The organism is Rhizobium sp. NZLR11 (assembly GCF_019685115.1).
In the GTDB taxonomy this organism is placed as follows: domain Bacteria; phylum Pseudomonadota; class Alphaproteobacteria; order Rhizobiales; family Rhizobiaceae; genus Rhizobium.
Genome location: NZ_JABDWD010000008.1, coordinates 129,843 through 154,609 on the forward strand (window position 1 = coordinate 129,843; position 24,767 = coordinate 154,609).

22 protein-coding genes and 1 pseudogene are annotated in these 24,767 nt (G+C 64.0%); 7 read left to right on the plus strand and 16 right to left on the minus strand.

Going from position 1 to position 24,767, the window contains the following annotated elements; genetic code table 11:
* Nucleotides 1-4: 4 nt before the first annotated feature.
* From HJB83_RS16095 to HJB83_RS16110, 4 genes are all read right to left on the minus strand, one after another.
* Nucleotides 5-1,534: a S10 family peptidase gene (locus HJB83_RS16095; protein WP_221116700.1), complete on the minus strand. Its 1,530-nt coding sequence runs from the start codon at nt 1,532-1,534 to the stop codon at nt 5-7.
* Nucleotides 1,535-1,629: 95 nt separating this feature from the next.
* Nucleotides 1,630-2,922 carry an MFS transporter gene (locus HJB83_RS16100; protein ID WP_221132403.1) on the minus strand — a complete coding sequence of 431 codons (1,293 nt, stop codon included), beginning with the start codon at nt 2,920-2,922 and terminating at the stop codon, nt 1,630-1,632.
* A complete protein-coding gene (locus tag HJB83_RS16105; protein WP_221132404.1) occupies nt 2,919-3,596 on the minus strand; it encodes a FadR/GntR family transcriptional regulator in 678 nt (225 codons plus the stop codon). Before HJB83_RS16105 ends, HJB83_RS16100 begins: the two co-directional genes overlap by 4 nt.
* Before the next feature lie 316 nt (nt 3,597-3,912).
* Entirely contained in the window at nt 3,913-4,824 is a 912-nt protein-coding gene (locus tag HJB83_RS16110; protein WP_221132405.1) for a pirin family protein, read from the minus strand.
* Between the two features lie 247 nt (nt 4,825-5,071).
* Between HJB83_RS16110 and HJB83_RS16115 the strand changes: the two genes are divergently transcribed.
* Nucleotides 5,072-5,884, plus strand: a complete 813-nt coding sequence (locus HJB83_RS16115; protein WP_221132406.1) for a class II glutamine amidotransferase — start codon at nt 5,072-5,074, stop codon at nt 5,882-5,884.
* A gap of 6 nt (nt 5,885-5,890) precedes the next feature.
* Here the strand turns inward: HJB83_RS16115 and coaBC are convergent, their stop codons facing one another.
* From coaBC to HJB83_RS16130, 3 genes are all read right to left on the minus strand, one after another.
* The gene (coaBC, locus tag HJB83_RS16120) at nt 5,891-7,096 is read right to left on the minus strand and encodes a bifunctional phosphopantothenoylcysteine decarboxylase/phosphopantothenate--cysteine ligase CoaBC (protein WP_221116703.1); all 1,206 of its coding nucleotides are present in this window, start codon (nt 7,094-7,096) and stop codon (nt 5,891-5,893) included.
* A 129-nt stretch (nt 7,097-7,225) separates the two neighbouring features.
* On the minus strand, nt 7,226-7,975 hold the full coding sequence (locus HJB83_RS16125) for an SDR family oxidoreductase (RefSeq protein ID WP_221132407.1): 750 nt from the start codon (nt 7,973-7,975) through the stop codon (nt 7,226-7,228).
* Between the two features lie 79 nt (nt 7,976-8,054).
* The gene (locus HJB83_RS16130) at nt 8,055-8,819 is read right to left on the minus strand and encodes an SDR family oxidoreductase (RefSeq protein ID WP_221132408.1); all 765 of its coding nucleotides are present in this window, start codon (nt 8,817-8,819) and stop codon (nt 8,055-8,057) included.
* Nucleotides 8,820-8,944: 125 nt separating this feature from the next.
* Between HJB83_RS16130 and HJB83_RS16135 the strand changes: the two genes are divergently transcribed.
* The 3 genes and pseudogenes from HJB83_RS16135 (at nt 8,945) to HJB83_RS16145 (ending at nt 11,506) form a co-directional block, all read left to right on the plus strand.
* A complete protein-coding gene (locus HJB83_RS16135) occupies nt 8,945-9,850 on the plus strand; it encodes a LysR family transcriptional regulator (RefSeq protein ID WP_207582616.1) in 906 nt (301 codons plus the stop codon).
* Between the two features lie 33 nt (nt 9,851-9,883).
* Nucleotides 9,884-11,123: pseudogene (locus HJB83_RS16140) on the plus strand (MFS transporter).
* Nucleotides 11,120-11,506: a VOC family protein gene (locus HJB83_RS16145; protein ID WP_207582618.1), complete on the plus strand. Its 387-nt coding sequence runs from the start codon at nt 11,120-11,122 to the stop codon at nt 11,504-11,506. The pseudogene HJB83_RS16140 and the gene HJB83_RS16145 overlap by 4 nt, the downstream one beginning before the upstream one ends.
* On the opposite strand, the gene HJB83_RS16150 is transcribed toward HJB83_RS16145, so the two are convergent.
* From HJB83_RS16150 to ubiE, 9 genes are all read right to left on the minus strand, one after another.
* Nucleotides 11,452-11,724, minus strand: a complete 273-nt coding sequence (locus HJB83_RS16150) for an antitoxin (RefSeq protein ID WP_221132410.1) — start codon at nt 11,722-11,724, stop codon at nt 11,452-11,454. The two genes, HJB83_RS16145 and HJB83_RS16150, sit on opposite strands and share 55 nt — an antisense overlap.
* A 51-nt stretch (nt 11,725-11,775) precedes the next feature.
* Nucleotides 11,776-13,437 (minus strand): urocanate hydratase, encoded by a 1,662-nt coding sequence (locus HJB83_RS16155; RefSeq protein WP_221132411.1) that lies wholly within the window; start codon nt 13,435-13,437, stop codon nt 11,776-11,778.
* 54 nt (nt 13,438-13,491) lie between these two features.
* Entirely contained in the window at nt 13,492-13,821 is a 330-nt protein-coding gene (locus tag HJB83_RS16160; RefSeq protein WP_221132412.1) for a TfoX/Sxy family protein, read from the minus strand.
* A gap of 3 nt (nt 13,822-13,824) precedes the next feature.
* A complete protein-coding gene (locus HJB83_RS16165) occupies nt 13,825-14,922 on the minus strand; it encodes a DUF917 domain-containing protein (protein WP_221116711.1) in 1,098 nt (365 codons plus the stop codon).
* Nucleotides 14,903-16,183 carry a Zn-dependent hydrolase gene (locus HJB83_RS16170; protein WP_221132413.1) on the minus strand — a complete coding sequence of 427 codons (1,281 nt, stop codon included), beginning with the start codon at nt 16,181-16,183 and terminating at the stop codon, nt 14,903-14,905. The genes HJB83_RS16165 and HJB83_RS16170 overlap by 20 nt, the downstream gene beginning before the upstream one ends.
* Nucleotides 16,180-17,559 (minus strand): dihydroorotase family protein, encoded by a 1,380-nt coding sequence (locus HJB83_RS16175; RefSeq protein ID WP_221116713.1) that lies wholly within the window; start codon nt 17,557-17,559, stop codon nt 16,180-16,182. Before HJB83_RS16175 ends, HJB83_RS16170 begins: the two co-directional genes overlap by 4 nt.
* Before the next feature lie 23 nt (nt 17,560-17,582).
* Nucleotides 17,583-19,169: an aromatic amino acid lyase gene (locus tag HJB83_RS16180; protein ID WP_164006256.1), complete on the minus strand. Its 1,587-nt coding sequence runs from the start codon at nt 19,167-19,169 to the stop codon at nt 17,583-17,585.
* Nucleotides 19,170-19,260: 91 nt separating this feature from the next.
* A complete protein-coding gene (ubiB, locus tag HJB83_RS16185) occupies nt 19,261-20,835 on the minus strand; it encodes a 2-polyprenylphenol 6-hydroxylase (protein WP_207582625.1) in 1,575 nt (524 codons plus the stop codon).
* A gap of 48 nt (nt 20,836-20,883) precedes the next feature.
* A complete protein-coding gene (ubiE, locus tag HJB83_RS16190) occupies nt 20,884-21,660 on the minus strand; it encodes a bifunctional demethylmenaquinone methyltransferase/2-methoxy-6-polyprenyl-1,4-benzoquinol methylase UbiE (RefSeq protein ID WP_207582626.1) in 777 nt (258 codons plus the stop codon).
* Nucleotides 21,661-21,809: 149 nt separating this feature from the next.
* Between ubiE and mutM the strand changes: the two genes are divergently transcribed.
* The 3 genes from mutM (at nt 21,810) to rpsT (ending at nt 23,966) form a co-directional block, all read left to right on the plus strand.
* Nucleotides 21,810-22,700: a bifunctional DNA-formamidopyrimidine glycosylase/DNA-(apurinic or apyrimidinic site) lyase gene (gene mutM / locus HJB83_RS16195; protein WP_207582627.1), complete on the plus strand. Its 891-nt coding sequence runs from the start codon at nt 21,810-21,812 to the stop codon at nt 22,698-22,700.
* 22 nt (nt 22,701-22,722) lie between these two features.
* Nucleotides 22,723-23,496 carry an enoyl-CoA hydratase gene (locus tag HJB83_RS16200; RefSeq protein WP_207582628.1) on the plus strand — a complete coding sequence of 258 codons (774 nt, stop codon included), beginning with the start codon at nt 22,723-22,725 and terminating at the stop codon, nt 23,494-23,496.
* Between the two features lie 191 nt (nt 23,497-23,687).
* Entirely contained in the window at nt 23,688-23,966 is a 279-nt protein-coding gene (rpsT, locus tag HJB83_RS16205) for a 30S ribosomal protein S20 (protein WP_003570835.1), read from the plus strand.
* Nucleotides 23,967-24,767: the final 801 nt, after the last annotated feature.

A 24,767-nucleotide genomic window follows, 5' to 3' on the forward strand; every position in this document is an offset into this window, starting at 1 on the left:
CGCTTTAGTCTGCCGGCTGCGCGGCCGGGCGTGTGGCGTAGAAGGCCTTGGCATCCGCCGTGAAGGCGGCCCGCTGATCGGCATTCGTGTAGAACATATGCCCGCCGCGATAAAGTTTCAGCCCGACGCGGCCGTCGGTGAGCGAGGGCGGCAGGTGGTCGACCACATAGCGGCTGACGCCGTAAGGCGTCACCAGATCGCTGTAGCCATGCGCGATCAACAGGTGGAAGGCCGGGTTTGAGGCGAGCAGCTGCCGGATGTCGTCGGTGGCACTCGCCTGGAGGCGCGATCCGCCGCCGCGCCCGCCGCCCCATTCCCAGCGCCGGCTGATATCACTGTCGAGCAGCGAATAGGTCATCTCTGTTTTGAAGCCGAGGGCGTTGCGGGCGTAGTCGGCAAAGGCGCCGCCATAGGCGCGGGTGAAGCCGTCGAGGATGGCGTCGTCGCCCCGGTCGTAATCCGATTCCGGATAGGGATCGGGGGTGGCAAAGGCGGCGTCGTAGGGGCTCATCACTTCGCCGCTGCCGGCGGAGTGTTTGACGAAGGAATTGCCGAGGAAGCCGCGGTTGCGAGTGACGATATCCTCGGGGATGCCCGTCAGCCCTGCGATCCTGCGATAGAAGGCGGCCGCCTCGGCGCCTGTCGGCGGCGGACCGGCGAGCGTCGTCAGATAGTCGCCCAGCGCGAAGGTTTCGGCCTCGCGCTGCTTCTCTTCGTCAAAGGCGTTGTGCCGGTCGAGTTCGGCTGCCGCCAGCGACGGCAGCTCAAGTGCTGCGCCGAGCGCGAACTGGTCGGCATTGAACATCAACTGTCCCTCAAGCAATGGCGAAAGCATCACCGCGCCGGCGACGATGATGCCCTGGCTTTCCTGCAGCGTCGAAGCGACCTTGGCTGCGCGGAAGCCGCCGTAACTTTCGCCGAGAAGATATTTTGGCGAATTGGAACGGTTGTTGTGCGCGGCATAGAGCGCGATCGCCTTGGCAATGCTCTGGGCGTCTGAGTTGACATTGTAATAGTTGGAGGCGTCGTCGATCTTTGCGGTCCGGCTCCAGCCGGTGCCGATCGGGTCGATCAGCACGAGATCGGTGAAATCCAGCCAGCTTTGCGGGTTGTCGACCAGTTTCGCATGGGCGCCGTCACGGGCCTGAGGCCCGAAGTCGAGCACCTCAGGCCCGACCAGCCCGAGATGCAGGAAGGCGGACGCCGCACCCGGCCCGCCGTTGAAGGCAAAGGTCAGCGGCCGGTCCGGCCCTCCGTCTTTCGCGACATAGGCGGTGTAGAAGATCGCGCCGGTCTGCGCGCCGTCCTGGCCGAAGAGATCCAGCGTGCCGGCGGTTGCAGTATAGGCAATCTTTCGGCCGCCGATCGTCAGTTCGTGCTCGGTGACGGAATCGGCCGGCAGCAGCTTCAGCACGCCGTCGCGCGCACCGCTCTCGACATTCGCCCGGCCTTCGCCGTTTTCCTGCGCGGGGGAAAGGCCAGGAGCCAGCGACGTCGCAAGCGCGGCAAGCAGAAACAGAGTTCGTAGGCGCAAGATGTCTTCTCCGGCGGTGGATAATGCGGGCTGAGATAGCGTAGCATCCGCCGCCGGCGACCGGCATCAAGAGATGGTGATGGGCCGGTGAGGGCTCAACTGGCCTTCTCCACCGCATGGACGTTGATCTCGACCGACCGGCCGGCCTTCCAGCCGTTGATCGCGGCTCCGAGCCCGAGCGCGACGAAGAGGGCCGCACACCAGGAAAAGCTGCCGGTCCAGTCGCGGATGAGCCCGACGATAAGCGGGCCGATGGCGGCAAGCAGGTAACCGACGCATTGCGCCATGCCGGAAAGATGGGCGGCGACATCGGGATCGCGCGAGCGCAGCACGATCGTCGTCATCGCCGCCGCGATCAGCCCGCCTTGGCCGATGCCCTGCAGCACCGCCCACAGCCAGACGGTCGACAGCGGCGCAAACAGCAGGCCGAGCAGGGCGGTGACGGCGACACCGCAAAGGCTCGCATTGATCAGCCGCTGGTCTTTGCCGCGCACGGCGATATGCGGGACGATGAGGCAGGATGTTGCCTGCACCATTACCGACAGCGAGACGATCGCCCCGGCGGTGACGCCGTCGAGGCCGCGTTCGCGCAGGATCGGAACCAGCCAGCCGAAGACGCAATAGGCAAGCGCCGATTGCAGTCCCATGAACAGCGTCACCTGCCAGGCGAGCCGGTCGCGCCAGAGGCCCTCGACGCGGAAACCGTTTCGCCTGGCCTGCCTGCCGCTGCGCAGAACCTGCGGCAGCCAGAGCAGGCTGACGATCAAGGCGGGTAGGGCCCAGGCGGCTAGTGCGCCCGCAAGAGAGCCGCCGAGCGCGTGTTCGATTGGCAGTGTCAGCCCGGCCGCACTGGCCGCACCGGCGCAGAGCGCCATCGTGTAGAAGCCGGTCATCAGCGCGGCGCGCCCGGCGAAATCCCGTTTCACCAGCCCCGGCAACAGCACGTTGCCGACGGCAATGCAGGCGCCGGCCAGCGCAGTGCCGATGAACAGCAGCGGCACCGAGGAAAACCCGCGCAATGCAGTGCCGAGGGCCAGAAGCAGGATAACGCCGAGCAGCGTGCGTTCCATGCCGAGGCGCTGGGCAAGACGCGGCGCCAGCGGCGAAAAGGCGCCGAGACAGACGACCGGAAGCGTCGTCAGCAGGCTGGCGCCAAGCGCGCTGAGGCCAAGCTCCGCGCGGATTTCCGGCAGCAGCGCCGAGGCGCTCGAAAAGACCGGGCGCAGGTTGAAGGCGATCAGCACCAGGCTGGCGCCGAGCAGGAAGCGACCTGCGGCGCCGCGCACCGGTGTTGCCTGTGGCGGTGGCAGGCTGCCGGCCTCGGCGTCGATCAACAATTCGTCGGTCGCGTCAAGCGCGGTGATGGCATCGGTGGACGGTGTTGTCATGACAGGATCATCCGGTCGAGGGCGGCAAGAACCGGCGCCATGAAGCGGCGCACCGCCGCGTCCGCTTTGTCGGGATCGCCGGTTTCGATGGAGTCGACGATATCGGCATGCGCTTGCATATCCGGTTCGGGAATATCCCTGCCGAGTGTGGCGGCGATGGTATCGGCGATCGAGGCCGAGAAGAAATCGTAGATCTCGATCATCGCCCGGTTGCCGGAAGCGGCGATGACGGCCTTGTGGAAGGCAAGGTCGCGCTCGATGAAGGCGGCCTGGTTGCCGCCGTCGTAATTGCCGCGTTCGGCAAGCAGCCGGCGAAGCTCGGTAACCGTCTCCGGTCTTTTGCGCACCGCTGTCAGCCGGGCGGCTTCGACGTCGAGCGCCAAGCGCGCCTCGAACTGGTCGCGCAGGCTGGCGCGCCGCGCCATCGTCAACGGCCGGCCGGCATCGCTGGTCGCGCGCACATAGGTTCCCGAACCCTGGCGGGTTTCGAGATAGCCTTGGGAGACCAGCACCCGCACCGCCTCGCGCACCGTGCCGCGGCTGACCGACAGCATGGCCGACAGCGAGGCTTCGTTGGGTAATTTCTCGCCGACCGCCCAGCGCTTGCCGAGAATGTCGCTGCGGATCGCCTCGACAGCGTCATCGGCGAGATTGGTCCTGCTGATTGCGTGCATCCCACTACTCATAAAGTCATCAGATGACTTTATGAGTAGTGGGATTTCGATTATCCGTCAACGGTCTCAAATCAGGGCAATAAAAAAGGGCCGCCTCGGCGACCCTTTCCATGAGTTTGGCCTCAAACGGGCCCGGACTGTCTATGCAGCCCCAGGAAGGCGGGGATTAGTGCGAGGGCTGCCTCGCTTTCATCAACTCTCCCATGCCCGTTAAGAGGTCCGAAATCTCATTAGACATTGGATCACCTTCCTTTCGTTCTGTTGCTGATAGCTCAAAGGTAGGCCGATTCTTCGCAGATGCAAGAGAGAAATGCGATCAATGCGCCGCCTTGATGAAGGTGCCGTTCTGCAGCTCGCGCATCGCCTGCATGATTTCCTCGCGCGAATTCATCACGATCGGGCCGTGCCATGCGACCGGCTCCTCGATTGGCTTGCCTGATACAAGCAGGAAACGGATGCCCTGGTCCCCCGCCTGCACCGTCACTTCGTCGCCGCTGTCGAAGACCACGAGCGTGCGGTTGCCGGACATGTCGCGAATGTTCAACTCCTCGCCGTCGACTTCCTTCTCGACGCGCACGCCGAAGGGTTTCGACGCATCGCGAAAGGTGCCGGAGCCGGCGAAGATATAGGCGAAGGCGTTGCGGTAGGTGTCGACCGGCAGACGCTTCTTCTTGCCGGGCGGCACCGAGACGTCGAGATAGATCGGCTCGGCGGCGACGCCGTCGACGAGACCGGCCTTGCCCCAGAAATCGCCGCAGATCACCCGCACGGCCGTGCCGTCATCATCGACGACGACAGGGATGTCGGCGGATTTGACGTCCTGATAGCGCGGCGCCGTCATCTTCAGCGAGGAGGGCAGGTTTGCCCAGAGCTGGAAACCGTGCATGCGGCCGGCGAAATCGCCCTTCGGCATTTCCTGGTGCATGATGCCGCTGCCGGCCGTCATCCACTGAATATCGCCGGCGCCGAGCAGGCCACGGTTGCCAAGGCTGTCGCCATGCTCGACGGTGCCGGCAAGCACATAGGTGATCGTCTCGATGCCGCGATGCGGGTGCCATGGGAAACCGCGAATATATTCCGCCGGATTGTCATTGCGGAAATCGTCCATCATCAGGAACGGATCGGTCATCGCAGGATCGCCGAAGCCGAAGACGCGGTGCAGCTTCACGCCCGCGCCTTCCATGGTCGGTGTGGCGGTACTTTCATGTTTGACGGGTCGGATCGACATGGCGTCCTCTTGAAGGTTCAACTTGGCGGCAACTATAGCGGCCCGGCCGCCAAGCGCGAAGCCTGCCCAGCGGACAACGCAGTGTTCACAAAAGAACACAGGCTTTCGCCGAATTTGAACATCCGAGGCGCCACGAAACCGTCATCTTGCGCTTGCAAACCGGCGGCGCGTTAAGCTGTTATTAGCCGCGACGTCAGACAATTTCAGCATGCCCGCCGATGCGGCGGCGGGTCGGAGCAAGAAAGCCATGTGTCGCTGGGCAGCCTATCGCGGAGATCCTCTCTATCTCGAGGAGCTGGTATCCTCGCCTGCCCATTCGCTGATTGAGCAGTCCCATTGCGCCACCCGCGCCAAGACGGCGACGAATGGCGATGGCTTCGGCATCGCCTGGTATGGCGACAGGCCGGAGCCCGGCCGCTACCGTGATATCCTGCCGGCCTGGTCGGATTGCAATCTGAAGAGCCTGGCGCGGCAGATCCGTTCGCCGCTCTTCCTCGCCCATGTCCGCGCGGCTACAGGCGGCGGCACGCGCCGCGACAATTGCCACCCCTTCACCCACGACACCTGGTCCTTCATGCACAACGGCCAGATCTCCGGTTTCGAGCGCCTGCGCCGGCCGATGGAGGCGATGCTCGACGACGAACTGTTCAATGCCCGCGGCGGCACGACCGATTCCGAGTTGATGTTCCTGCTGGCGCTGCAATTCGGCCTGCGTGAGGCGCCGGTGGCCGCAATGGCTGAAATGGTCGGCTTCGTCGAGGATCTGGCCGAAAGCGTCGTCGGTTCGATCCTGCTGCGCTTTACCGCCGCCTTCTCCGACGGCAACACGCTCTATGCGATCCGCTATGCCACCGATCGCAAGGCGCCGACCCTCTATGCCTCACCTGTCGGCGCCGGCTATTGCCTGGTGTCCGAGCCGTTGAACGACGATGGCGATGCCTGGGCCGAAATTCCGAATGGCAGCGCCGTTACCGTCAGCAAAAACGGCATCGACGTCGCCGACTTCCGGCCGGGAAAGCGAAGTGCAGCCAAGCCGCAGCGCGTGGCTGTTCCCGCATAAAGCGCTTTAGCGGAAACTTTCGGCGATCAGCGCCGCCAGCCTTTCGGCAACCTCTTCCTTCGCCAGATCAGGCCATTGCTCGACGCCGTTGCGGCGTATGAGTTTGACGCTGTTGCGGCTGCCGCCCATGATGCCGGTGGCCGGAGAGACGTCATTGGCGACGATCAGGTCGGCGCCCTTGCGCTCGAGTTTCGCCTTCGCATTGCTTTCCACATCTTGTGTCTCGGCGGCAAAGCCGATCACCAGTTTCGGCCGCATCGTATGATGGCCGACGGTTTTCAGGATGTCCGGATTCTCGGTCAGCGCCAGCGTCGGAATGGATTCGCCCGGATGTTTCTTCAGCTTCTGGTCGGCGGCCGAGGCCACTCGCCAGTCCGCCACCGCCGCGACCATCACGGCGATATCGGCCGGCAGCGCCGCCAGCACGGCATCGCGCATTTCTTCCGCCCGCTCGACATGGATGACGTTGACGCCGACGGGATCGGCGATCGTCACCGGCCCCGAGACCAGCGTCACCTCCGCCCCAAGCCTGGCAAGGGCTGCGGCGATCGCATGCCCCTGCCGGCCGGAAGAGCGGTTGGCGATGTAGCGCACCGGATCGATCGGCTCGTGCGTCGGTCCCGACGTGACTATCGCCTTGCGTCCCTTGAGCGGCTTTTCTCCGTCGTCGAGCATGGTTTCGGCGGCCGCGACGATCTCCAGCGGTTCCGCCATCCGGCCGAGCCCCGCCTCCCGGCTCTCCGCCATCTCGCCTGCCATCGGCCCGACGAAGCGGACGCCGTCGTCCCTGAGTCTTGCCGCATTGCGCCGCGTCGCCGGATGCGCCCACATGCGGGGGTTCATCGCCGGTGCGGCCAGCACCGGCCTCTCCGTCGCCAAAAGCACGGTCGAGGCGAGATCGTCGGCAAGCCCGTTCGCCATCTTCGCCAGCAGGTCGGCCGTGGCGGGGGCAATGAGCACGAGATCGCAGTCGCGCGCCAGCCGGATATGGCCGACATCCTGCTCATCCTGGCGCGAAAACAGATCGAGGAAGACGTGGTCGGCTGCAAGCGCGCCGACGGCCAGCGGTGTGACGAATTCCTGGGCGCCTTTGGTCATCACCGGGCGCACGCTGGCGCCGCGCTCGCGCAGCCGGCGGATCAGATCCAGGCTCTTATAGGCCGCGATGCCGCCGGAGATGATGAGGAGGATGCGTTTGCCGCTGAGAGCCATGGCTTTCTACCCGTCGCCTTTTTCTGACCCTAAGCCTTTGGCGGAGAACATGCAATCGCGGGACGGCACACATCGCCGCGCTCGGCCGGTGCCGCCCCGTTCATGACGTCGGCCGTCATTCTCGTGGGCTCAGAGGTTGCTCATCCCGCCGTCGATCACGAGTTCGCTGCCGACGATATAGGCGGCCTCATCGGAGGCGAGAAAGACGATCGTTTTCGCGACCTCGCTGGGGTTCCCGAAGCGGCCGACGGGGATCTGCGACTGGATCTCGGCAGCCATCGCCTTGGATTGGGCTTCCGACGCCCCGAGCTTGCTGTAGAGCGGCGTGGCGATCGGGCCCGGGCTGACGGCGTTGACGCGGATGCCGCGACCGATGAGTTCGCCCGACAGCGTCTTTGCGAGCGTCAGCAATGCACCCTTCGTCAGTGAATAGACGCTGGAGTTCGGCATGCCGATATGGGCGTTGATGGAGGTATTGAGCACGATTGCGGCCTGGCTCGAAAAAATCGGCAGCAACGACTGGATCAGGAAAAACGGCCCCTTGACATTGATCGCCACCGACTTGTCGAAGGCGGCTTCGCTCCACTGTTCCAGCGGCCCGAATTCGGCGACACCGGCATTGACGAAGAGGATGTCGAGCGTGCCGAAAGCCTCTTTCACCGTATCGGCGACGGCCTTCTGGCCGGCCGCATTGCCGGCATCGGCCTGGATGACGATCGCTTTGTCGCCGAGTTCGCTACGGGCGGCTTCGACGCTTGCGGCGCTGCTGCCGGTAACGACGACGCGGGCGCCTTCGGCGATGAATTGGCGGGCGGTTTCGATGCCGATGCCGCTGGTGCCGCCGGTGATGAGGGCTGTCTTGTTCTGCAGTCGTGACATGATGACGTTCCTTTGATCGGATATTGTGGCCGGAGAAGGCGCGCTTTCATCCGGCGAATTGGGGAGCGCTTGGCTTTCGTCAGGTTCGGGTGATCGACGCGCCGCCATCGACCAGCGAGGCAGTGCCGGTGACGAAACTCGCATCGTCGGAGGCGAGGTAGAGAACCGAGCGGGCCAGCTCCTCGGGCGCTGCGACACGCTTCAGCGCATGCAGATTGGTGATGAAGGACTGCTTGTCGGAGGTGTCGTTCATCTCCCGATACATGTCGGTGTCGACGGCGCCCGGCAGGATGGCATTGACGCGCACGCCCTGCTGTCCGTATTCGGCCGCGAGCGCCTGGGTCAGGCCGATCAGGCCGGATTTGCTGGCGGCATAGGCGGCGACGCCGGGAAAGGCGAAGCTGTAACCGACGAAGGTCGAGGTGAAGATCACCGAGCCGCCGCAATTCCCCACCATTTCGCCGATCTGGTGCTTGGCGGCGAGGAAGGCGGCGGTCAGATTGATCGCCAACGCATCGCTGAAGCCTGCTTCCGAAACGCCGGTGCTCGGGCCGGCCTCGCCGAGTGTGCCGGCATTGTTGAAGGCAATGTCGAGCTTGCCGTAATGGGTCACGGCGGCCGCGACCAGCGCCTTGTGATAGTCTTCCGACCGGACGTCGCCGGCCACGGCGACAGCATCGCCGCCTTCCGCCTTGATCTCCGCGACGAGACTGTCGAGTTCGCGCTCGCGGCGGGCGCCGACGACGACCTTGGCGCCCTCAGCGGCGAAGAGCTTTGCCGTGGTGCGGCCGATGCCTGAGCTTGCGCCGGTGACGATTGCGACCTTGTTGTTCAAACGGTTCATGGTCTCATTCCTGTTCTTGATCCGAGGCGGCCCCTGCCGTCCCTTCCGTTGAATGGAAGATGGCATTTTTCGTTCGTTCGGATTAGTCTCCAGATCATGGAATTCGAATTCGGAAAAGCCGAACGATGATCAGAATCGAAGGTATAGCGGCTTTTGTCGCCGTCACCGAGGCAGGCTCGGTCAGCGAGGCCGCCCGGCGGCTGCGGCTCTCCAAATCCGTCGTCAGCGAAAGGCTGGCCGAGCTGGAGAAGTCGCTCGGCGGCATGCTGCTGCACCGAACGACGCGCAAACTCACCTTGACCGAGGATGGTGCGGTCTTCCTGGAGCGGGCCGGTCGCATCGTCCGCGAGATCGAGGAGGCTGCCGCCGACATGGCCGAGCGGCGCGGAACCCTGTCGGGGCCGATCCGCATTGCTGCACCCGTCACCTTCGGCCGCATGCATCTCGGCCCGGCGCTTTATCCCTTCCTCGCCGAACATCCGGAGATCGAACTGACGCTCGATATCGACGACCGGCGCGTCGATGCGTCCTCGGACGGCTACGACGCGGTCATCCGCAACGGCCCGATCGCCGATAGCCGGCTGGTCGCCTGGAAGCTCACCCGCAGCCGCCGCCTGCTCTGCGCTTCGCCGGATTATCTCGCGCGGGCGGGAATGCCGGCGTCGCTGGCGGATCTCAGCAGCCATCGCGGCATCTTCTACACCAATCGCGGCGTTGCCGACTGGCGCTTCCAGACGCCCGACGGTGCGATCGTCGTCCGCGCAAAACTGGCGCTCGGCATCAACAATGGCGACATGCTTCGTGACGCTGCGATTGCCGGTCTCGGCATCGCGCTGCTGCCTGCCTTCATTGCTGGCCCGGCGATCCGCGAGGGCCGGCTTGCCGAAATCGATGTCGGCCACAGGCCGGAGGCCGAATTCATCTATATGGCCCATCCAGAGGGCCGCAATCCCTCGGCCAAGCTCCGCGCCATTGCCGATCACTTGAAGAAGAGCTTCGGCGATCCACCCTATTGGGATCCGGCGGGTTAACGCATGAATTCCAAGGCTCATCAGGATGAACATATGCCGCCGTCAGCGCATGCCGCAAAAGACCGTGATCGCAGCAGAAAAGCATTATTTGACGCGCGGCTCCGCCGCCTATCGCCGCGCCAGTCTGGCGCTTTTCCTTTCCGGCTTTTCCACCTTCTCGCTGCTCTATTGCGTCCAGCCGCTGCTGCCGATCTTCTCGCAGGAATTTGCCGTCAGCCCGGCCGAAAGTTCGCTGTCCCTCTCGCTCTCTACTGGCTTCCTGGCGGTCGCCATCATCTGTGCCGCCGCGGTTTCGGAAGGTCTCGGCCGCCGCAGCCTGATGGCGCTATCGCTGGTCGCCGCCGCATTGCTGACGATTGCCACCGCCTTCGCTCCGGATTGGCACCTGCTGCTCGTCATCCGCGCCCTGCAGGGCCTCGTTCTCGGCGGCGTGCCCGCCGTCGCCATGGCCTATCTCGCCGAGGAGATCGACCCGCGCGGCCTTGGCGCCACCATGGGCTTCTATGTCGCCGGCACGGCCTTCGGCGGCATGTCCGGCCGCGTACTGACAGGCATCTTCGCCGAATATCTTACCTGGCGCCCGGCGCTTTTCATCATCGGCGCCATCGGCCTTGCCGCCGCGCTCGGCTTCATCGCCCTGCTGCCGCCGTCAAGAAATTTCGTCCGCCGGCCGGGCTTCGACCTCAACTTTCATCTCAAAGCCTGGCTCGGCCATCTCAAAAATCCGGCGCTGCCCTTCATCTTCGCCGTCGCCTTCCTGGCGATGGGCTCCTTCGTGACGATCTACAACTATGCCGGTTTTCGCCTGGTGGCGCCGCCCTATGGCCTCAACCAGACCGAACTCGGCCTGATCTTCACCGTCTATCTCTTCGGCATCGGCGCTTCTTCGATCGGCGGCCTGCTCGGAGATTGGATCGGGCACTTTCGCGTGCTTCTCTTCAGTCTGGCGCTCACCGCCGCCGGCAGCGCGCTGACGCTGTTTGCCCCGCTGCCATCGATCATCCTCGGCATCATCGTGCTGACGACCGGCTTCTTCATGAGCCACTCCATCGCCAGCGGCCTTGTCGGCAAGCTGGCGCATGGCACCAAAGGCCACGCCTCGTCGCTCTATATGCTGGCCTATTATGTCGGCTCCAGCCTCATGGGCTCGGCCGGCGGCTGGTTCTTCGCAGTGGAAGGCTGGGCCGCCGTCGTTATCTTCACGCTTGCCATGCTGGCGCTGGCCTTTATCTCCGCCTGTGTGGCGCAACATTTCGCGAGGAGCAGAGCATGATCCGCATAGACCGTCTCGACCACCTCGTGCTCACCGTCGCCGATATCGAAACGACCTGCGATTTCTATTCCCGTATCCTCGGCATGTCGGTCGAGGTGTTCGCGGGAGACCGCAAAGCCCTGAAATTCGGCCGCCAGAAGATCAATCTGCACCAGGCCGGCCACGAATTCGATCCCAAGGCGAGACATCCGACCCCTGGTTCCGGCGATCTCTGCTTCATCGCCGAGACGCCGCTTGCCGACGTCATCGCCCATCTGCAGGCGTCGGGCGTTGTGATCGAAGAAGGGCCCGTCGAACGCACCGGCGCCACCGGACGTCTGCGCTCGGTCTATTTCAGGGATCCCGACGGCAATCTCATCGAAGTTTCGAATCTGATCGATTGACGCTCCTGTGCCGCAGGCTGTTCTTCGGCCGCACTGGCGAAGTCGGGATCGACAGGACCGGTCACGTCGGCAAGCCATCCCCAATCGTCGGAAATCGGTTCGAGAATAACCGCCCGCCCCTGGCGCCTGATAGTGACGGTGTCGCCATCGAAACGGAATTGCTTGGGCAGCCGGACGGCCCGGGAACCTCTTGACCAGAAGATCTTGGCTGTTTCCACGTCATCGCTCTTGGTGGGTATGACAACAGTCTATAGCAAGTCGGGAACTGTTCAACCAAGCCGGATGTAGGGCACGTCCTTCTTCGCCACCTCGTCCAGCGCTTCCTCGTAACCGGCATCGGCATAACGCATGACGCCGAGGGCGGTGTCGTTGGTCAGTGCGTGGTCCAGCCGCTCGTCGGCGGCATCGGTGCCGTCGGCGATGACCGTGACGCCGCAGCTCGTCATGTAGCCGGCATATCCGCCGCCGCCGGAATGGACGACGACGAGATCGGCCATCGACGAGCAGAGCATCATCGCATCGATTAGCGGCCAGTCGGCGATCGCGTCGGAACCGTCCTTCATCCGCTCGGTCATGATATTGGGATGCGTCATGGCGCCGGCATCGAGATGGTCGCGGGAGAAGGCGACCGGGCCTTTGAGTTCGCCGTTCGCAACCAGCGTATTGACGCGCCGGGCGAGTGCCGTGCGTTCGCCGTGGCCGAGCCAGGCAATGCGCGCCGGCAGCCCTTCGAACGGCACATGCTGGCGCGCCAGCCGGATCCAGTTGGTGATGATCTTGTTGTCGGGGAATAGTTCCAGCAGCAGGTCGTCGATGCGGGCGATATCGCTCTCCTCGCCCGACAGCGCCATCCAACGGAACGGCCCGATCGCCCGGGCAAACAGCGGCCTGAGATAGGCTTCGGTGAAGATCGGAATGTCGAAGGCATTGGTGACGCCGCCCTCTTTCGCCTGGGTGCGGATGAGGTTGCCATTGTCGAAAACTTCCGAGCCCTTCCTCTGGAATTCCAGCATCGCCGTCACATGGTCGACGATCGAGGCGCGGCTTGCCGCCATCAATTGCCCCTGGCCGTCGTCGCGCAGTCCCTTGACCTGCTCGAGGCTCATGCCCTTCGGCACATAGCCATAGACGAGGTCGTGTGCCGAGGTCTGGTCGGTGACGATGTCGGGCACAATGCCGCGCCGGGCAATCTCCGGATAGACCTCGGCCGCATTGCCGACGAGGCCGACGGAAAGAGCCAGCTTCTCCTTCACCGCCGTATCGATCATCTGAAGGGCGCTATCGAGATCGGGGGCGATTTCCTGGAGATAGCCGATCTGCTGGCGCTTGCGGGCCCGTTCCGGGTCGATATCGACACAGAGGATCGCCGCCCCTGCCATGCGACCGGCGAGCGGCTGTGCCCCACCCATGCCGCCAAGGCCGGCCGTCAGCACGAAGCGGCCGAGGAGATCGCCGCCGAAGCGCCGCTCGGCAATGCGCATGAAGATCTCGTAGGTGCCCTGGATGACGCCCTGGCTGCCGATATATTGCCAGGCGCCGGCCGTCAGCCCGCCCCAGCAGATCAGCCCCTTGCGCTGCAGCTCGTAGAACACCTCGGCTTTCGCCCATTGCCCGACGATATTGCAGTTCGCCATGATGACTAGCGGCGCCTTGGCGTGGGTTCGAACGAGGCCGATCGGCTTGCCGGACTGGATGAGCAGCGTCTGGTTCTCGTCCATCTCGGTCAGTGCCTTGACGATGCCCTTATGCGCCGCCCAACTGCGGGCCGCCTTGCCGAGTGCGGCATAGACGATCAGGTTTTCCGGATCCTCGCCGACCGACAGCACGTTTTCGAGCAACCGCAGCAGCGCTTCCTGCCGCCAGCCCTTGGCACGCAGCTGCGGCCCCCCGGGGATCGGAAAGTTCGGATGACGTGGATTGGCCTTCGGCATCGTGGATTCCTCGTTGGTTATCCTCCCTTCTTCCCAGGCGAGAAGGGAATGGCGTTATTTGCCCGGCAGCGAGTCCACATAGGCGAGCGCCGCATCGAGCAAACGCCGTCTGAGCGCATCGTCGCCGTAGACCGCAGCCGTCGCCCGCACCCAGCCCTGCATCACACGCTCGCCCGAAAGCATCTGGATGACGCCCGGCAGCGCCAGCGCCCAGCCGTCATTGCCTCGGCCGAGACGGACCAGCATGCCGTCACTGCGCGCGCAGCAGAGAAGATTGCCGTTCAGCAGGAAGGCCCGGCCGCCGAACATCGATTTTTCGCTGAAGCCAGGCCGATCGCCGAGTTCCTCGCGCAGCAATTCTTCCAAGCCGGGATCGCGCGTCATGGTTCAGGCCTTCGTTTCCAGTGCATAACGGGCGATCTCGATCCCCATCGCCTTTTCGACGACGGGATAGACTGTGGGATCGAGCACGCTTGCCGACAGCGGTATGAGTTCCTTTGGCACATGCAGGATGAAGACATGCATGCCCTCCTTGAGCTGGCCGACGCTGAGCGGTTCGCCCTCGATTGACAGGGTGGTAATGACGGCGGGGAAGGTGGCAAGCCGCATGCCATCCGCATCGTCCACCGCCATATATTCATTCATCACATGCAGCCTCACCGATTTTTCGCCCGGACCGACGGTGATCGTGCCGATGTCGAAGGCTTCCTTGGTGTAGACGACGTCCTTGCGGGTGATGATGCCCTCGGCGAGGATATGCCCGCCCGTCGTCTTGCAGATGGCGTCGATGACATCAGATCCGCCCTTCCTCTCCGCCGCAATGATCGCCTCGCCGAGCGCAAGCGCCATCGAGATGCCGCCGAGTGCGGCATGGCTGCGCACATAGGAGGCTCTCAGCGGATTGCGGCAGCTGGCGATGAAGCCGCCGGATTGATCGGCGGCGGCGCGCAGCACCGGCGAGATCTTCGCGGTCGCGCCCTTGACCACCAGTTCGATATAGCGGTTCTCGGACCGATTGCCGCCGACGGCGGTCTGGATCATCGGCTCCGGTGAGCCGGCCATGCCGATCGAGCCCATGTCGCCTGTGGGGTGCGCACGGATATCGCCGACCGCGTCGACCACCTTGGTGCCGAGGATTGCCGACGGCAGCCAGCCGTTCAGCGTCGAGGATTTGCCGTTCTGGCCGATGATCAGCCCGGAGAGCCTTTCGCCCAGCGCCTCCTGCAGGAGCTGCACGGCCTTGACATAATCGATGCCCTGCATCTCCCAGGGCGTGGTCGAGGCCGGCGCGCCAATCGCCGCCGCCGTCGCGATCCAGTCCTCGTCCTGCAACTCGTCGATCGAGACCAGCTCCGGCTTGCCGATAGTGACGGCCGCCAGTCCGAGCATCCGCCCGTGATCGGCCCAGCCGCCGCCGCCGGCGGCATAGACGGAGCCGCCCTTGACGGCCGCTTCCACGTCCTTCTCAACCAGTATGCGTCCCATCCGGCTTCTCCTGGTTCGAATTTCTGTCCATCTCGCGCACCGCCTCGAACAGCACGGCGGCGCCGAGCGCGATGTCGTCATTGTCAGCCCATTCGTCGGGGCAATGGCTGCGGCCGTCCCGGCAGGGCACGAAGATCATCGCCGCTGGCGCCACCTTGGCGATCCAGGCCGTATCGTGCCCTGCGCCGGAGGCCATGCGGCGATGCTTGGCGCCGACGCGCTCGCAGGCGGCCTCCAGCGTCGACAGCAGCCCGGCATCACCCGGGGTCGGCAGATTGTCGGACACCCGGTTCGGCGCCTTGATCGTCACGCCATAGGCGTCCGCCAGCTTTTCGACATGGCCGTCGAGCCAGCGGCAGAAGGCCTCCATGTCGGCGCGGATCTCCGCGCGGCCATCGATCAGCAGCACCACCTTCGACGGCACGACATTGGCCGCATTCGGCTCGATCCGGAACTCGCCGACCGTCGCCGCGAAGTGGCCTGGTGTTTTGGCAAGTTCGGCGGCGGCGTTGCGGATGTCGAGCACCAATTGCGAGGCCGCCACCAGTGCATCCGCCCGCCGGTCCATCGGCGTCGTGCCGGCATGGTCGGCCCGCCCCTCGACGGTGATCTCCAGGCGGGTGATGCCCGAGATCGCGGTGACGATGCCGATATCGGCTTTTTCGGCTTCGAGCACCGGCCCCTGTTCGATATGAAGCTCGAGAAAGCCTGCCAGATCGGGCCGCTTCTGCTGCGCCAGAACGTCTGGACTGCCGCCCACCTCGGCGATACCCTCGGCAAGCTCGCGCCCGTCGCTGACGCGCGAAAGCCAGGCTTCCGGCAATTGCCCGGTTATCCCCCGGCTGCCGATGCAGGATACGCCGAAGATGCTCACCTCCTCGGCAAGGAAATCGACGATCTCCAGATCGTGGTCGAGCTCAAGGCCCTGATCGTGCAGTGCCCGCGCCACCTCCAGTGCCGAGATCATCCCGGCAATGCCGTCGAAGCGGCCGCCATCCGGCACCGTGTCGGAATGCGAACCGACCATGATCGTGCCGAGCCAGGGTTTGCGGCCGGTGCGCCGGCCGATCAGATTGCCGGCGGCATCGATCCGCGTTTCCAGTCTTGCCGCCTTCATCCGCGCTTCGATATAGGCCCGGCCTTCGAGAAAGAGCGGCGTGAAGGCCCGCCGCGTCCACGGATGCCCCGGCTCGGTGATTGCGGCCAGCGCCTCGATATCTCCAGCGATCCGGCCGGCATCGACGGGAAGATTACGGCTCATGCACCGGCTCCCGCGATAACCTGGCGCGGCAGCGGCCTCACGAACCGTCCGGTGCGGGGCTCGGCGAGCACCTTCCCGCTCTCGGCGATCTTTTCGCCGCGCAGATATGTGGCCGCAACGGTCCAGGGCAGGCGGATCCCATTATAAGGGCTCCAGCCGACGACGTTGTTGCCGCTTGCGGCGGCGTCATAGACGCTCTCCCGCGGCTCCAGCACGACGATATCGGCATCCTTGCCGGGGGTCAGCGCCCCCTTGATATGGTCGAGCCGGAAATGCTTGGCCGGGTTTTCCGCCATCAGCTTGGCTGCCCAAGTGAGCGGAATGCCCCGTTCGACGGCGCCTTTGATGAAAAGCGGCACCATCACCTCGAGACCGGGAACACCGGAGGCATTGGCGAGCATGTCGGGATTGGTCTTGCGGTTCTCCGACCAGCTGACGTGATCGGTCGAAACCAGCCAGACATCGCCCTTCGCCACTTTCCGCCAGAGTTTTTCCACCTCGGCGCGCGGCCGTACCGGCGGATTGATCTTTGCCTTGCCGCCGAGGCGCTGCACGTCATTCTCTTCGTCGAGCGTCAGATAATGGATGCAGCATTCGACCGTCGCGGCAAAGCCGTCGCGGCGATAGGAACGCGCGATGTCGTAGCCGCGCCCGAGCGAGCAGTGCACCACATGCGCCGGGCAGCTGGTCGCAGCCCCCGTCTCGAAGATCGTGTGCATCGCCAGGAGTTCGGTAATCGCCGGCCGCGACAGGCCGTGCGCCCGCCAGTCGGTGATGCCGCTCGCCTTCACCTGCTCCATGTAGGTGCGTACCGCCTCGTCGTCCTCATTGTGCACGCCAGCCGTCAGCCCCGTCGGCGCGATTGCCGCAAAGCAGGCGTCGAGCAGAGCCGGCGGAATGCGCGGAAAACGCTTTGGGTCTGTGCCGAAGGTCGAGAATTTGAACGCCGCAACGCCTGCTTCGACCATCTCGGCAATCCGCGCGGCGCCTTCTTGCGGATCGACCGTGCCGTAAAGCGCGAAGTCGACGCGCGCCTGCGGGCTCGCATGGTCGATCTTCCGTTTCACCGCCGCTGCCGAGCAGACGAGGTCGCCCTCGTCATAAGGCATGTCGATGATGGCAGTCACGCCGCCGGCGGCTGCCGAGCGCGTCGACCAGATGAAATCCTCCTGGTCTTTCTGGGACAGCGAATGCACCTGCGCGTCGATCGCGCCGGGCAGGATCAGCGCTTTGCCGAGCAGATGCCGCTCGCGCGCCGCAGGCGGCACGCCGAGGCCGACCTCGGCAATGCGGCCGTCACGCACGGCGACATAACCCGCTTCGACAATGCGGTCCGGCAGCACCACTGTGCCCTGCAGAACGAGATCGAAGTCCATGACGCTTCCTCCCTAAGCTGAGATCAGAGTGCCGGTGCCTCGTGGCGGGCCAGCCGCTCCTCGATGCGCTCCAGCGAGCCGAGCGCGAAGAAATCGTCGAAGGATGCGATCGGAACTTGCTCGGTCAGCCTGGAGACGAAGTCGTCCGAGCCGAGTTCCTCTTCGATCGCCTCCACCTCGGCCGACAGCGGCCGGTCGACCGTATAGAAATCCGCATGTTTGCGCACCACTTCGTAGAGCATGGCGGCGACGCCCTTCGGTTCGTCGCCGAGAATGTCGATCGCCTGGGCAGACAGCAGCGCCTCGAGGGCTGCGAGACGCTTCAGCGCCCGCATCTGCCGGTCGAAGCGCTCGATGACCAGCGGCAGGAAGGCTGCCTCATCCTCCAGTCCGGCCGCCACCACCAGCGACTGTGCCGATACGGGATTGGACATCGACAGCACGCGCGAAAAAATCTCGCCGGCAAGCTTGATGATCGGCCCGAAACCGGTGGCGATCCGCCCCGGCGGCACGAGATTGACCGGCAGGTCGCGCCGCTGACCGTTGCCGAGAATGACACAGCGGTTGAAGGCATTGCGCGCCGCATGCGCCATGCAGAGTGCCGCCGATTCGAGCAGGATCGTCACATCGAGCGGCAGCGACCCGCCCGAGGTCATCACCCGGCCTTCGACGACGACCGGATTGTCGTCCGAGCGGCCGGTGGCGGCAAGGATCTTGTGGCCGGTCGACAGCAGGTTTTCGATCACCGCGCCGAACACCTGGGCGATCATCCGCAGGCTGAGCGGGTCCTGAACATGCGTTGCAACCGGCCAGTTCCAATCGTCGGAGGCGTTGCAGAGCCAGGCGCCGATCAGCGCCTCGCGCGCCGTGCCGACATGGCGGACCGCCTTCCAGGGATCGCGGGACGCGCCGAGCGCGCCGGCCGCCATCATCGCCGTCGCCAGCAGGATGCGGATCGAGGCGGCGGCATTGCGCGTCGTTTCCGCCGCCGCTGCAAAGCTCACCGCATTGATGCTGAGCGAGGCGAGGCTGTCGCGCGGCGCCATCCGCACCGGCTCCAGCCCGGCTGCCCGGAAAGCCTCTGCCGCCTGCATCCGGTTGCCGCGATAGACCGCTTCGCCGACGCCGGTCAGCACCGCGCCGATCTGTCCCATCAACCCGATATCCGCACAGCCGATCGAGCCGGTGCGGCGCACGACCGGGATGAGATCGGCCTCGAGCATCCTGATATAGGCCTGGATCAGCTCCGGCGTGCAGCCGACCTGGCCGGTCAGCGCCGTATTGACGCGGATCGCCATGGCATTGCGCACGACATTGCAGGAAAAGGGTGTGCCGGTGCCGAAATGATGGGCGCGCACCAGGCCGAGGTTGAAGGTATCGAGTTCGTCGGCCGACCACTCCACATCCTTCATGGCGCCGACGCCGGTCGTCGCGCCATAAACGGGCATGCCGGAGGCGATGGCCTCCTCGACGACCTCACGGGCGATTGCGATGCGGGCCATGCCGGTCGCCGACGCCGAAATCGTCGCCTTGCCGGCACCGATCGTCACCATCTCGGCAAAACCGAGCGGCCGTCCGGAAAGTTCGATGCCAGGGCGTTCGTGCTGCATGTGCCATATCTCCTAAACAGTGAGACTAAGCGGCCCTTCCGTCACATGGGATATCCTAAATGCCGAACACAGCATGTTTTTGACAGGCGGATCAGCTCACCATCCAGGCAATATAGAGAAGCGTCAATGCGATGACCCAAAGCGCGATCCTGGCCGAGCGGTTATGCCGCGCCTCGGCCTTGCCGATCGCCTCCGCCGTCTGCGCGTCGAAGCGCAGCCCATGTTCGCTCATTTGCAGGAGCTGGTGGTGAAATTTTTCCGTTTTCGCTGCGATTTCGGGCACGGCTTCGGCGAGTTTGACCGCCGCCTTCAGTCCGTCCTTGATATCGGTGGCGATCCGCTTCGGGCCGAGATTGGTGCGGATCCAGTCGCCGACAACGGGCTCGGAGGCCTTCCACATGTTGAAGCGCGGGTTGAGCATGCGCGACACGCCTTCGACCACGACCATGGTCTTCTGCAGCATCACCAGCTCCGGCCGTGTCGCCATGTCGAACAGTTCGGTCACTTCGAAAAGCAGCGTCAGCAGCTTGCCCATCGAGATCGTCTCGGCCGGCTGTCCGTGGATCGGCTCGCCGATTGCCCGGATCGCCTGGGCAAAACTCTCGACATTGTGGTGTCCGGGCACATAGCCCGCCTCGAAATGCACCTCGGCGACGCGGATATAATCGCGGGTGATGAAGCCGTAGAGGATTTCGGCGAGGAACCGCCGCTCCTTTTTACCGAGGCGTCCGACGATGCCCATGTCGACGGCGACGATCATGCCGCCCGCATCGACGAACAGATTGCCCGGATGCATGTCGGCATGAAAGAAACCGTCGCGCAGCGTGTGGCGCAGGAACGACTGGATCAGCGTATCGGCGAGCAGGTTGAGATCGTGGCCGGCGGCGCGCAGGCCCTCGACATCGGACATGCGCGTGCCGTCGATCCATTCCATGGTGATGACGTCGCGTCCGGTGCGCTCCCAGTCGACCTTCGGGACGCGGAAGCCCGGGTCCTTTTCGGTATTCTCGGCGATCTCGGAAAGGGCGGCCGCTTCCAGGCGAAGATCCATCTCCACCTTCGTCGTCTGCTCCAGCGTCTTCGTCACCTCGACCGGCCGCAGCCGTCGGCTGGAGGCCAGGAAACGCTCCTGCATACGGGCGACGAGATACATCGCCTCGATGTCATGGGCAAAACGCTGGCGCACGCCCGGCCGCACGATCTTGACGGCGACCTTCTTGCGGCCCTCTGATGTCTCGACCTCGGCCGGATGCACCTGGGCGATCGAGGCAGCGGCGATCGGCTCGCCGAAGCTTGCATAGAGTTCGCCGATCGGCCGCCCGAGCGAGCCTTCGATATTGGCCTTGGCGGCAGCCGAGGGAAAGAAGGCCATCCGGTCCTGAAGCTGCGACAGGTCGTTGGCGAATTCGACGCCGACGACATCCGGCCGCGTCGCCAGGAACTGGCCGATCTTCACATAGGAGGGACCGAGCCGTTCGACGGCCTGTGCCAACCGGTCGCTGCGCTTCTGATGCCGCGCCTTGCTGCGCTCGAAAATCGTGACGAAGGATTTGGCGAGTGCGACCGGAGGCGGCAGGCCTTCGGACGGAAGAGCCGACACGACGCCCTCACGCACGAGCACCCAGCCGACGCGCCAAAGGCGGAAATAGGCCCCGAATGTGCTCATGCTGCCATACCCCGCCGGACGAGGTTCGTGTTTTCTTCCCTCATTCCCTCAAAGCTTCCAGCCGGAATGCAGCGCGGCAATGCCGCCGGTATAATTGGTGTAGTTGACGCGCGAAAAACCGGCCTGGCGGATCATTGCCGCGAAATTCTCCTGGTTCGGGAACTTGCGGATCGATTCCACCAGATACTGGTAGGGTTCGGCCTCGCCGGTGATCGCCTTGCCGAATTGCGGAATGGCATTGAACGACCAGGCGTCATAGATCTTGTCGAGCAGCGGCATATCGACTTCGGAAAATTCCAGCACCAGCAGACGTCCGCCGCGCTTCAACACCCGATAGGCCTCCGACAGCGCCGCATCGATCCGCGGCACGTTGCGGATGCCGAAGGCGATTGTATAGGCGTCGAAGCTGCCAGCCTCGAAAGGCAGTTCCTCGGCATTCGCCTCGACGAAGGTGAGATTGCCGGAAAGCTTCTTCTTTTCCGCCCGCTCGGCGCCGACGCCGAGCATCGAGCCGTTGATGTCGAGCACGGTCGCATGCGCCTGCCGGCCCGAGGCCTCGACGATACGGAAGGCGATGTCGCCGGTGCCACCGGCGACATCGAGCACCTTGTAGCCCGGCTCCTTGCGCGGGTTCAGCGCCGAAATCATCGCATCTTTCCAGGCGCGGTGCATGCCCATCGACATGACGTCGTTCATGATGTCGTAGCGCTTGGCGACCTTGTGGAACACCTGGTTGACGAGGCCCTGCTTCTCGCCGTCAGACACCTCACGGAAGCCGTAGGAGGTCTCCATGCCGCCATCGGCGGAAGTGCGGCTTTCTGACATCAGGCTGCTCCATTCCTTAAGATTCGGGCGCGGCGGCCATAGCGAAAGACCGCGCGCGACGTTATCACAGGGCCGCACTCTCCGCGGCACACTGGCGCTATAGCGCACATCGTCGTCGGTTGAAACACGTTAGATATAGATGGGTTAAGATGCCGGAATTGCCAGAAGTCGAAACGGTGAAACGCGGCCTGGCGCCGGCGATGGAGGGGGCTCGCATCGCCAGGCTGGAGCTGCGCCGCGGCGATCTGCGCTTCCCCTTTCCCGACGCTTTCGCCGACAGGGTATCCGGCCGCACCATCGTCAGCCTTGGCCGCCGTGCCAAATATCTGCTGGTCGATCTCGACGACGGCAACACGCTGATTTCCCATCTTGGCATGTCCGGCTCTTTTCGCATTGAGCAGGGTGCCATCTCCGGCGCGCCGGGTGAATTCCACCATGCCCGTTCGAAGGACGAGAAGCACGATCACGTCGTCTTTCATCTGGAAGGTCAAGGCGGTCCTCGCCGCGTCGTCTACAACGACCCGCGCCGTTTCGGCTTCATGGATATGGTGGGGCGCGCCGATCTTGCCGCCCATCCGTTTTTCCGCGATCTCGGCCCGGAGCCGACGGGAAACGAGCTTGGGGCAGCTTTTCTCGCCGAACGCTTCCGGGTCAAGGCGCAGCCATTGAAGAGTGCGCTGCTCGACCAGAAGAACATTGCCGGTCTCGGCAATATCTATGTCTGCGAGGCGCTGTGGCGCGCCCATCTTTCGCCGATCCGCGCCGCCGGCACGCTGGTGACGGCAGTCGGCCGGCCGAAAGAGCAGCTCGACCTGCTCGTTGCCTCGATCCGCGACGTCGTTGCCGATGCGATCGCAGCCGGCGGATCGTCGCTTCGCGATCATATCCAGACCGACGGATCGCTCGGCTATTTCCAGCATTCCTTCTCCGTCTATGATCGCGAAGGTCAGGCTTGCCGCACGCCCGGCTGCGGCGGTACGGTCGCCCGCATCGTCCAGGCGGGCCGCTCCACCTTCTATTGCGCCACCTGCCAGAAGTAAGATCCGGAACCGGGAGAACAGCATGGCCTACGAGACCCTGATCGTCGAAACCCGAGGCAATGTCGGCCTCGTCACGCTGAACCGACCCCAGGCGCTGAACGCGCTGAATTCCATCGTCCTCAAGGAATTGAGGGAGGCCTATGCCGCCTTCCATGCCGACGAGGCGGTCGGCGCGATCGTGCTCACCGGTTCCGAGCGCGCCTTTGCCGCCGGCGCCGATATCAAGGAGATGCAGCCGCTCGAGTTCGCCGATATCTATAAGAGTGATTTCATCAGCGGCTGGGATGACGTCGCCAAGGCGCGCAAGCCGGTGATCGCCGCCGTCAGTGGGTTTGCGCTCGGCGGCGGCTGCGAGCTTGCCATGATGTGCGATTTCATCATCGCCGCGGAGACGGCGAAGTTCGGCCAGCCGGAAATCACCCTCGGCGTCATTCCCGGCATGGGCGGCTCGCAGCGGCTGACGCGCGCCGTCGGCAAGGCGAAGGCGATGGATCTCATCCTGACCGGCCGGATGATGGATGCCGCCGAGGCCGAACGATCGGGACTCGTTTCGCGTGTGGTGGCGCCCGAGCGTCTCATCGACGAGGCGCTGGCGGCGGCCGAAAAGATCGCCTCGCTGTCGCGCCCCTCGGTCTTGATGGCCAAGGAGGCTGTCAACCGCGCATTCGAGACGACGCTGGAGGAGGGCTTGCGCTTCGAGCGCCGGCTGTTTCACAGTCTCTTTGCCACCGACGACCAGAAGGAAGGCATGGCGGCCTTCGTCGAGAAGCGCAAACCGGCTTTTACGCACCGTTGAGTGCTTTTAGGCGGTTCCAGCCGCAAAGCTTGAAAATCCGCGTTGACGTGGGCCGGCTTTAGAGTTATATGCCCGCCCACGGTTCGGAAAGCCGGTTTGGTTTTCCGCGATTGCTCCCGAATTGCTGGATTTTGTGGCCGCAGGGCCCGCGGTAATAGCGGAGTTTGTTCGAATTCTTGAGAGAGGCATCCATGGCCAATACAACTTCGGCGAAAAAAGCGACCCGCAAGATCGCCCGCCGTACCGACGTCAATAAGGCTCGTCGCTCGCGCGTTCGTACTTTCGTTCGCCAGGTCGAAGAGGCCATCGCATCCGGTGACGCCGCCAAGGCGAAGGAAGCTTTCCTGGCTGCTCAGCCCGAGCTTGCCCGCGCCGCCAGCAAGGGCGTGCTGCACGCCAACACGGCATCGCGCAAGGTCTCGCGCCTGGCCGCTCGTGTGAAGGCTCTTTCGGTCACTGCGACCGCGTAATCTTCCATTAACGGCTTCCTCGTTATGATTAGCCCGGTAATTTTACCGGGCTTTTTCGATTCAACCGATCAGCCCCTGTATGGTTAATCTCACGACTGTTTCGTGTCAGCGCCATGACAGGAAAAATTGTTCAAAAACAAAGACTTGCGCAAGGATGCTTTCACGCTGCGCGACTCTGCCCCAAGCTTCCGGGACCAGGGGGGAGTCAAGAAGATTATTATTTTTTTTCTTTCCCTGCGTGTCAAAATAGCCCGAACGGGGAATCTCCTTGATTCAAAAGCGATTCTTTTTTGACGCTGGTGTGACGCCCGAAAAGGGCAGGCGGAGTCAATGGCCGCTTGTTAATTTTGCGTAAAATTCATCGTTGATATTGCCTTTTGATCCTGCCTAAATGGCCTCCAACAAGGGGCGCGGACATCACCTGCAGAGGCTCGGTCTTAACTGCCACGTCGGCAGGGCGATAAGTGCGTGCCATTTGTTACGGAGCCTTGCGCTTCCGTTTTTTCAAGCACTCGACGGATTTGGGCCGTAACGTGGCTGTTACGGGCAGGGATGTTTTGTGCCTTCAGTGGCCACACGTTTAAGGCGAGGCCGCCGGGGAAGGTTAAAGTGATATTGCGTTCGGGCTGATCGGTCGAAAACGAGGATCGACCGCCAGCCTGGCACGGAAAGCCGATGAAGGTTGCCGCATGAATGCGGTTCCTGCAACGGAATTTTGTGCCGGTCCCTTCGGGGGCAGTGTTTGAGTGAACCGGCAGGTGAGCGGCTTCATGAGGATGCCGTCAGCCCGCCAAAGCGGGG

Coding starts and splice junctions, on each gene's coding strand:
- HJB83_RS16100 (WP_221132403.1), bottom strand. CDS start 2,922: ATGACAACACCGTCCACCGATGCCATCACCGCGCTTGACGCGACCGAC.
- HJB83_RS16105 (WP_221132404.1), bottom strand. CDS start 3,596: ATGCACGCAATCAGCAGGACCAATCTCGCCGATGACGCTGTCGAGGCG.
- HJB83_RS16110 (WP_221132405.1), bottom strand. CDS start 4,824: ATGTCGATCCGACCCGTCAAACATGAAAGTACCGCCACACCGACCATG.
- HJB83_RS16115 (WP_221132406.1), top strand. CDS start 5,072: ATGTGTCGCTGGGCAGCCTATCGCGGAGATCCTCTCTATCTCGAGGAG.
- coaBC (WP_221116703.1), bottom strand. CDS start 7,096: ATGGCTCTCAGCGGCAAACGCATCCTCCTCATCATCTCCGGCGGCATC.
- HJB83_RS16125 (WP_221132407.1), bottom strand. CDS start 7,975: ATGTCACGACTGCAGAACAAGACAGCCCTCATCACCGGCGGCACCAGC.
- HJB83_RS16130 (WP_221132408.1), bottom strand. CDS start 8,819: ATGAACCGTTTGAACAACAAGGTCGCAATCGTCACCGGCGCAAGCTCA.
- HJB83_RS16135 (WP_207582616.1), top strand. CDS start 8,945: ATGATCAGAATCGAAGGTATAGCGGCTTTTGTCGCCGTCACCGAGGCA.
- HJB83_RS16145 (WP_207582618.1), top strand. CDS start 11,120: ATGATCCGCATAGACCGTCTCGACCACCTCGTGCTCACCGTCGCCGAT.
- HJB83_RS16155 (WP_221132411.1), bottom strand. CDS start 13,437: ATGCCGAAGGCCAATCCACGTCATCCGAACTTTCCGATCCCCGGGGGG.
- HJB83_RS16160 (WP_221132412.1), bottom strand. CDS start 13,821: ATGACGCGCGATCCCGGCTTGGAAGAATTGCTGCGCGAGGAACTCGGC.
- HJB83_RS16165 (WP_221116711.1), bottom strand. CDS start 14,922: ATGGGACGCATACTGGTTGAGAAGGACGTGGAAGCGGCCGTCAAGGGC.
- HJB83_RS16170 (WP_221132413.1), bottom strand. CDS start 16,183: ATGAGCCGTAATCTTCCCGTCGATGCCGGCCGGATCGCTGGAGATATC.
- HJB83_RS16175 (WP_221116713.1), bottom strand. CDS start 17,559: ATGGACTTCGATCTCGTTCTGCAGGGCACAGTGGTGCTGCCGGACCGC.
- HJB83_RS16180 (WP_164006256.1), bottom strand. CDS start 19,169: ATGCAGCACGAACGCCCTGGCATCGAACTTTCCGGACGGCCGCTCGGT.
- ubiB (WP_207582625.1), bottom strand. CDS start 20,835: ATGAGCACATTCGGGGCCTATTTCCGCCTTTGGCGCGTCGGCTGGGTG.
- ubiE (WP_207582626.1), bottom strand. CDS start 21,660: ATGTCAGAAAGCCGCACTTCCGCCGATGGCGGCATGGAGACCTCCTAC.
- mutM (WP_207582627.1), top strand. CDS start 21,810: ATGCCGGAATTGCCAGAAGTCGAAACGGTGAAACGCGGCCTGGCGCCG.
- HJB83_RS16200 (WP_207582628.1), top strand. CDS start 22,723: ATGGCCTACGAGACCCTGATCGTCGAAACCCGAGGCAATGTCGGCCTC.
- rpsT (WP_003570835.1), top strand. CDS start 23,688: ATGGCCAATACAACTTCGGCGAAAAAAGCGACCCGCAAGATCGCCCGC.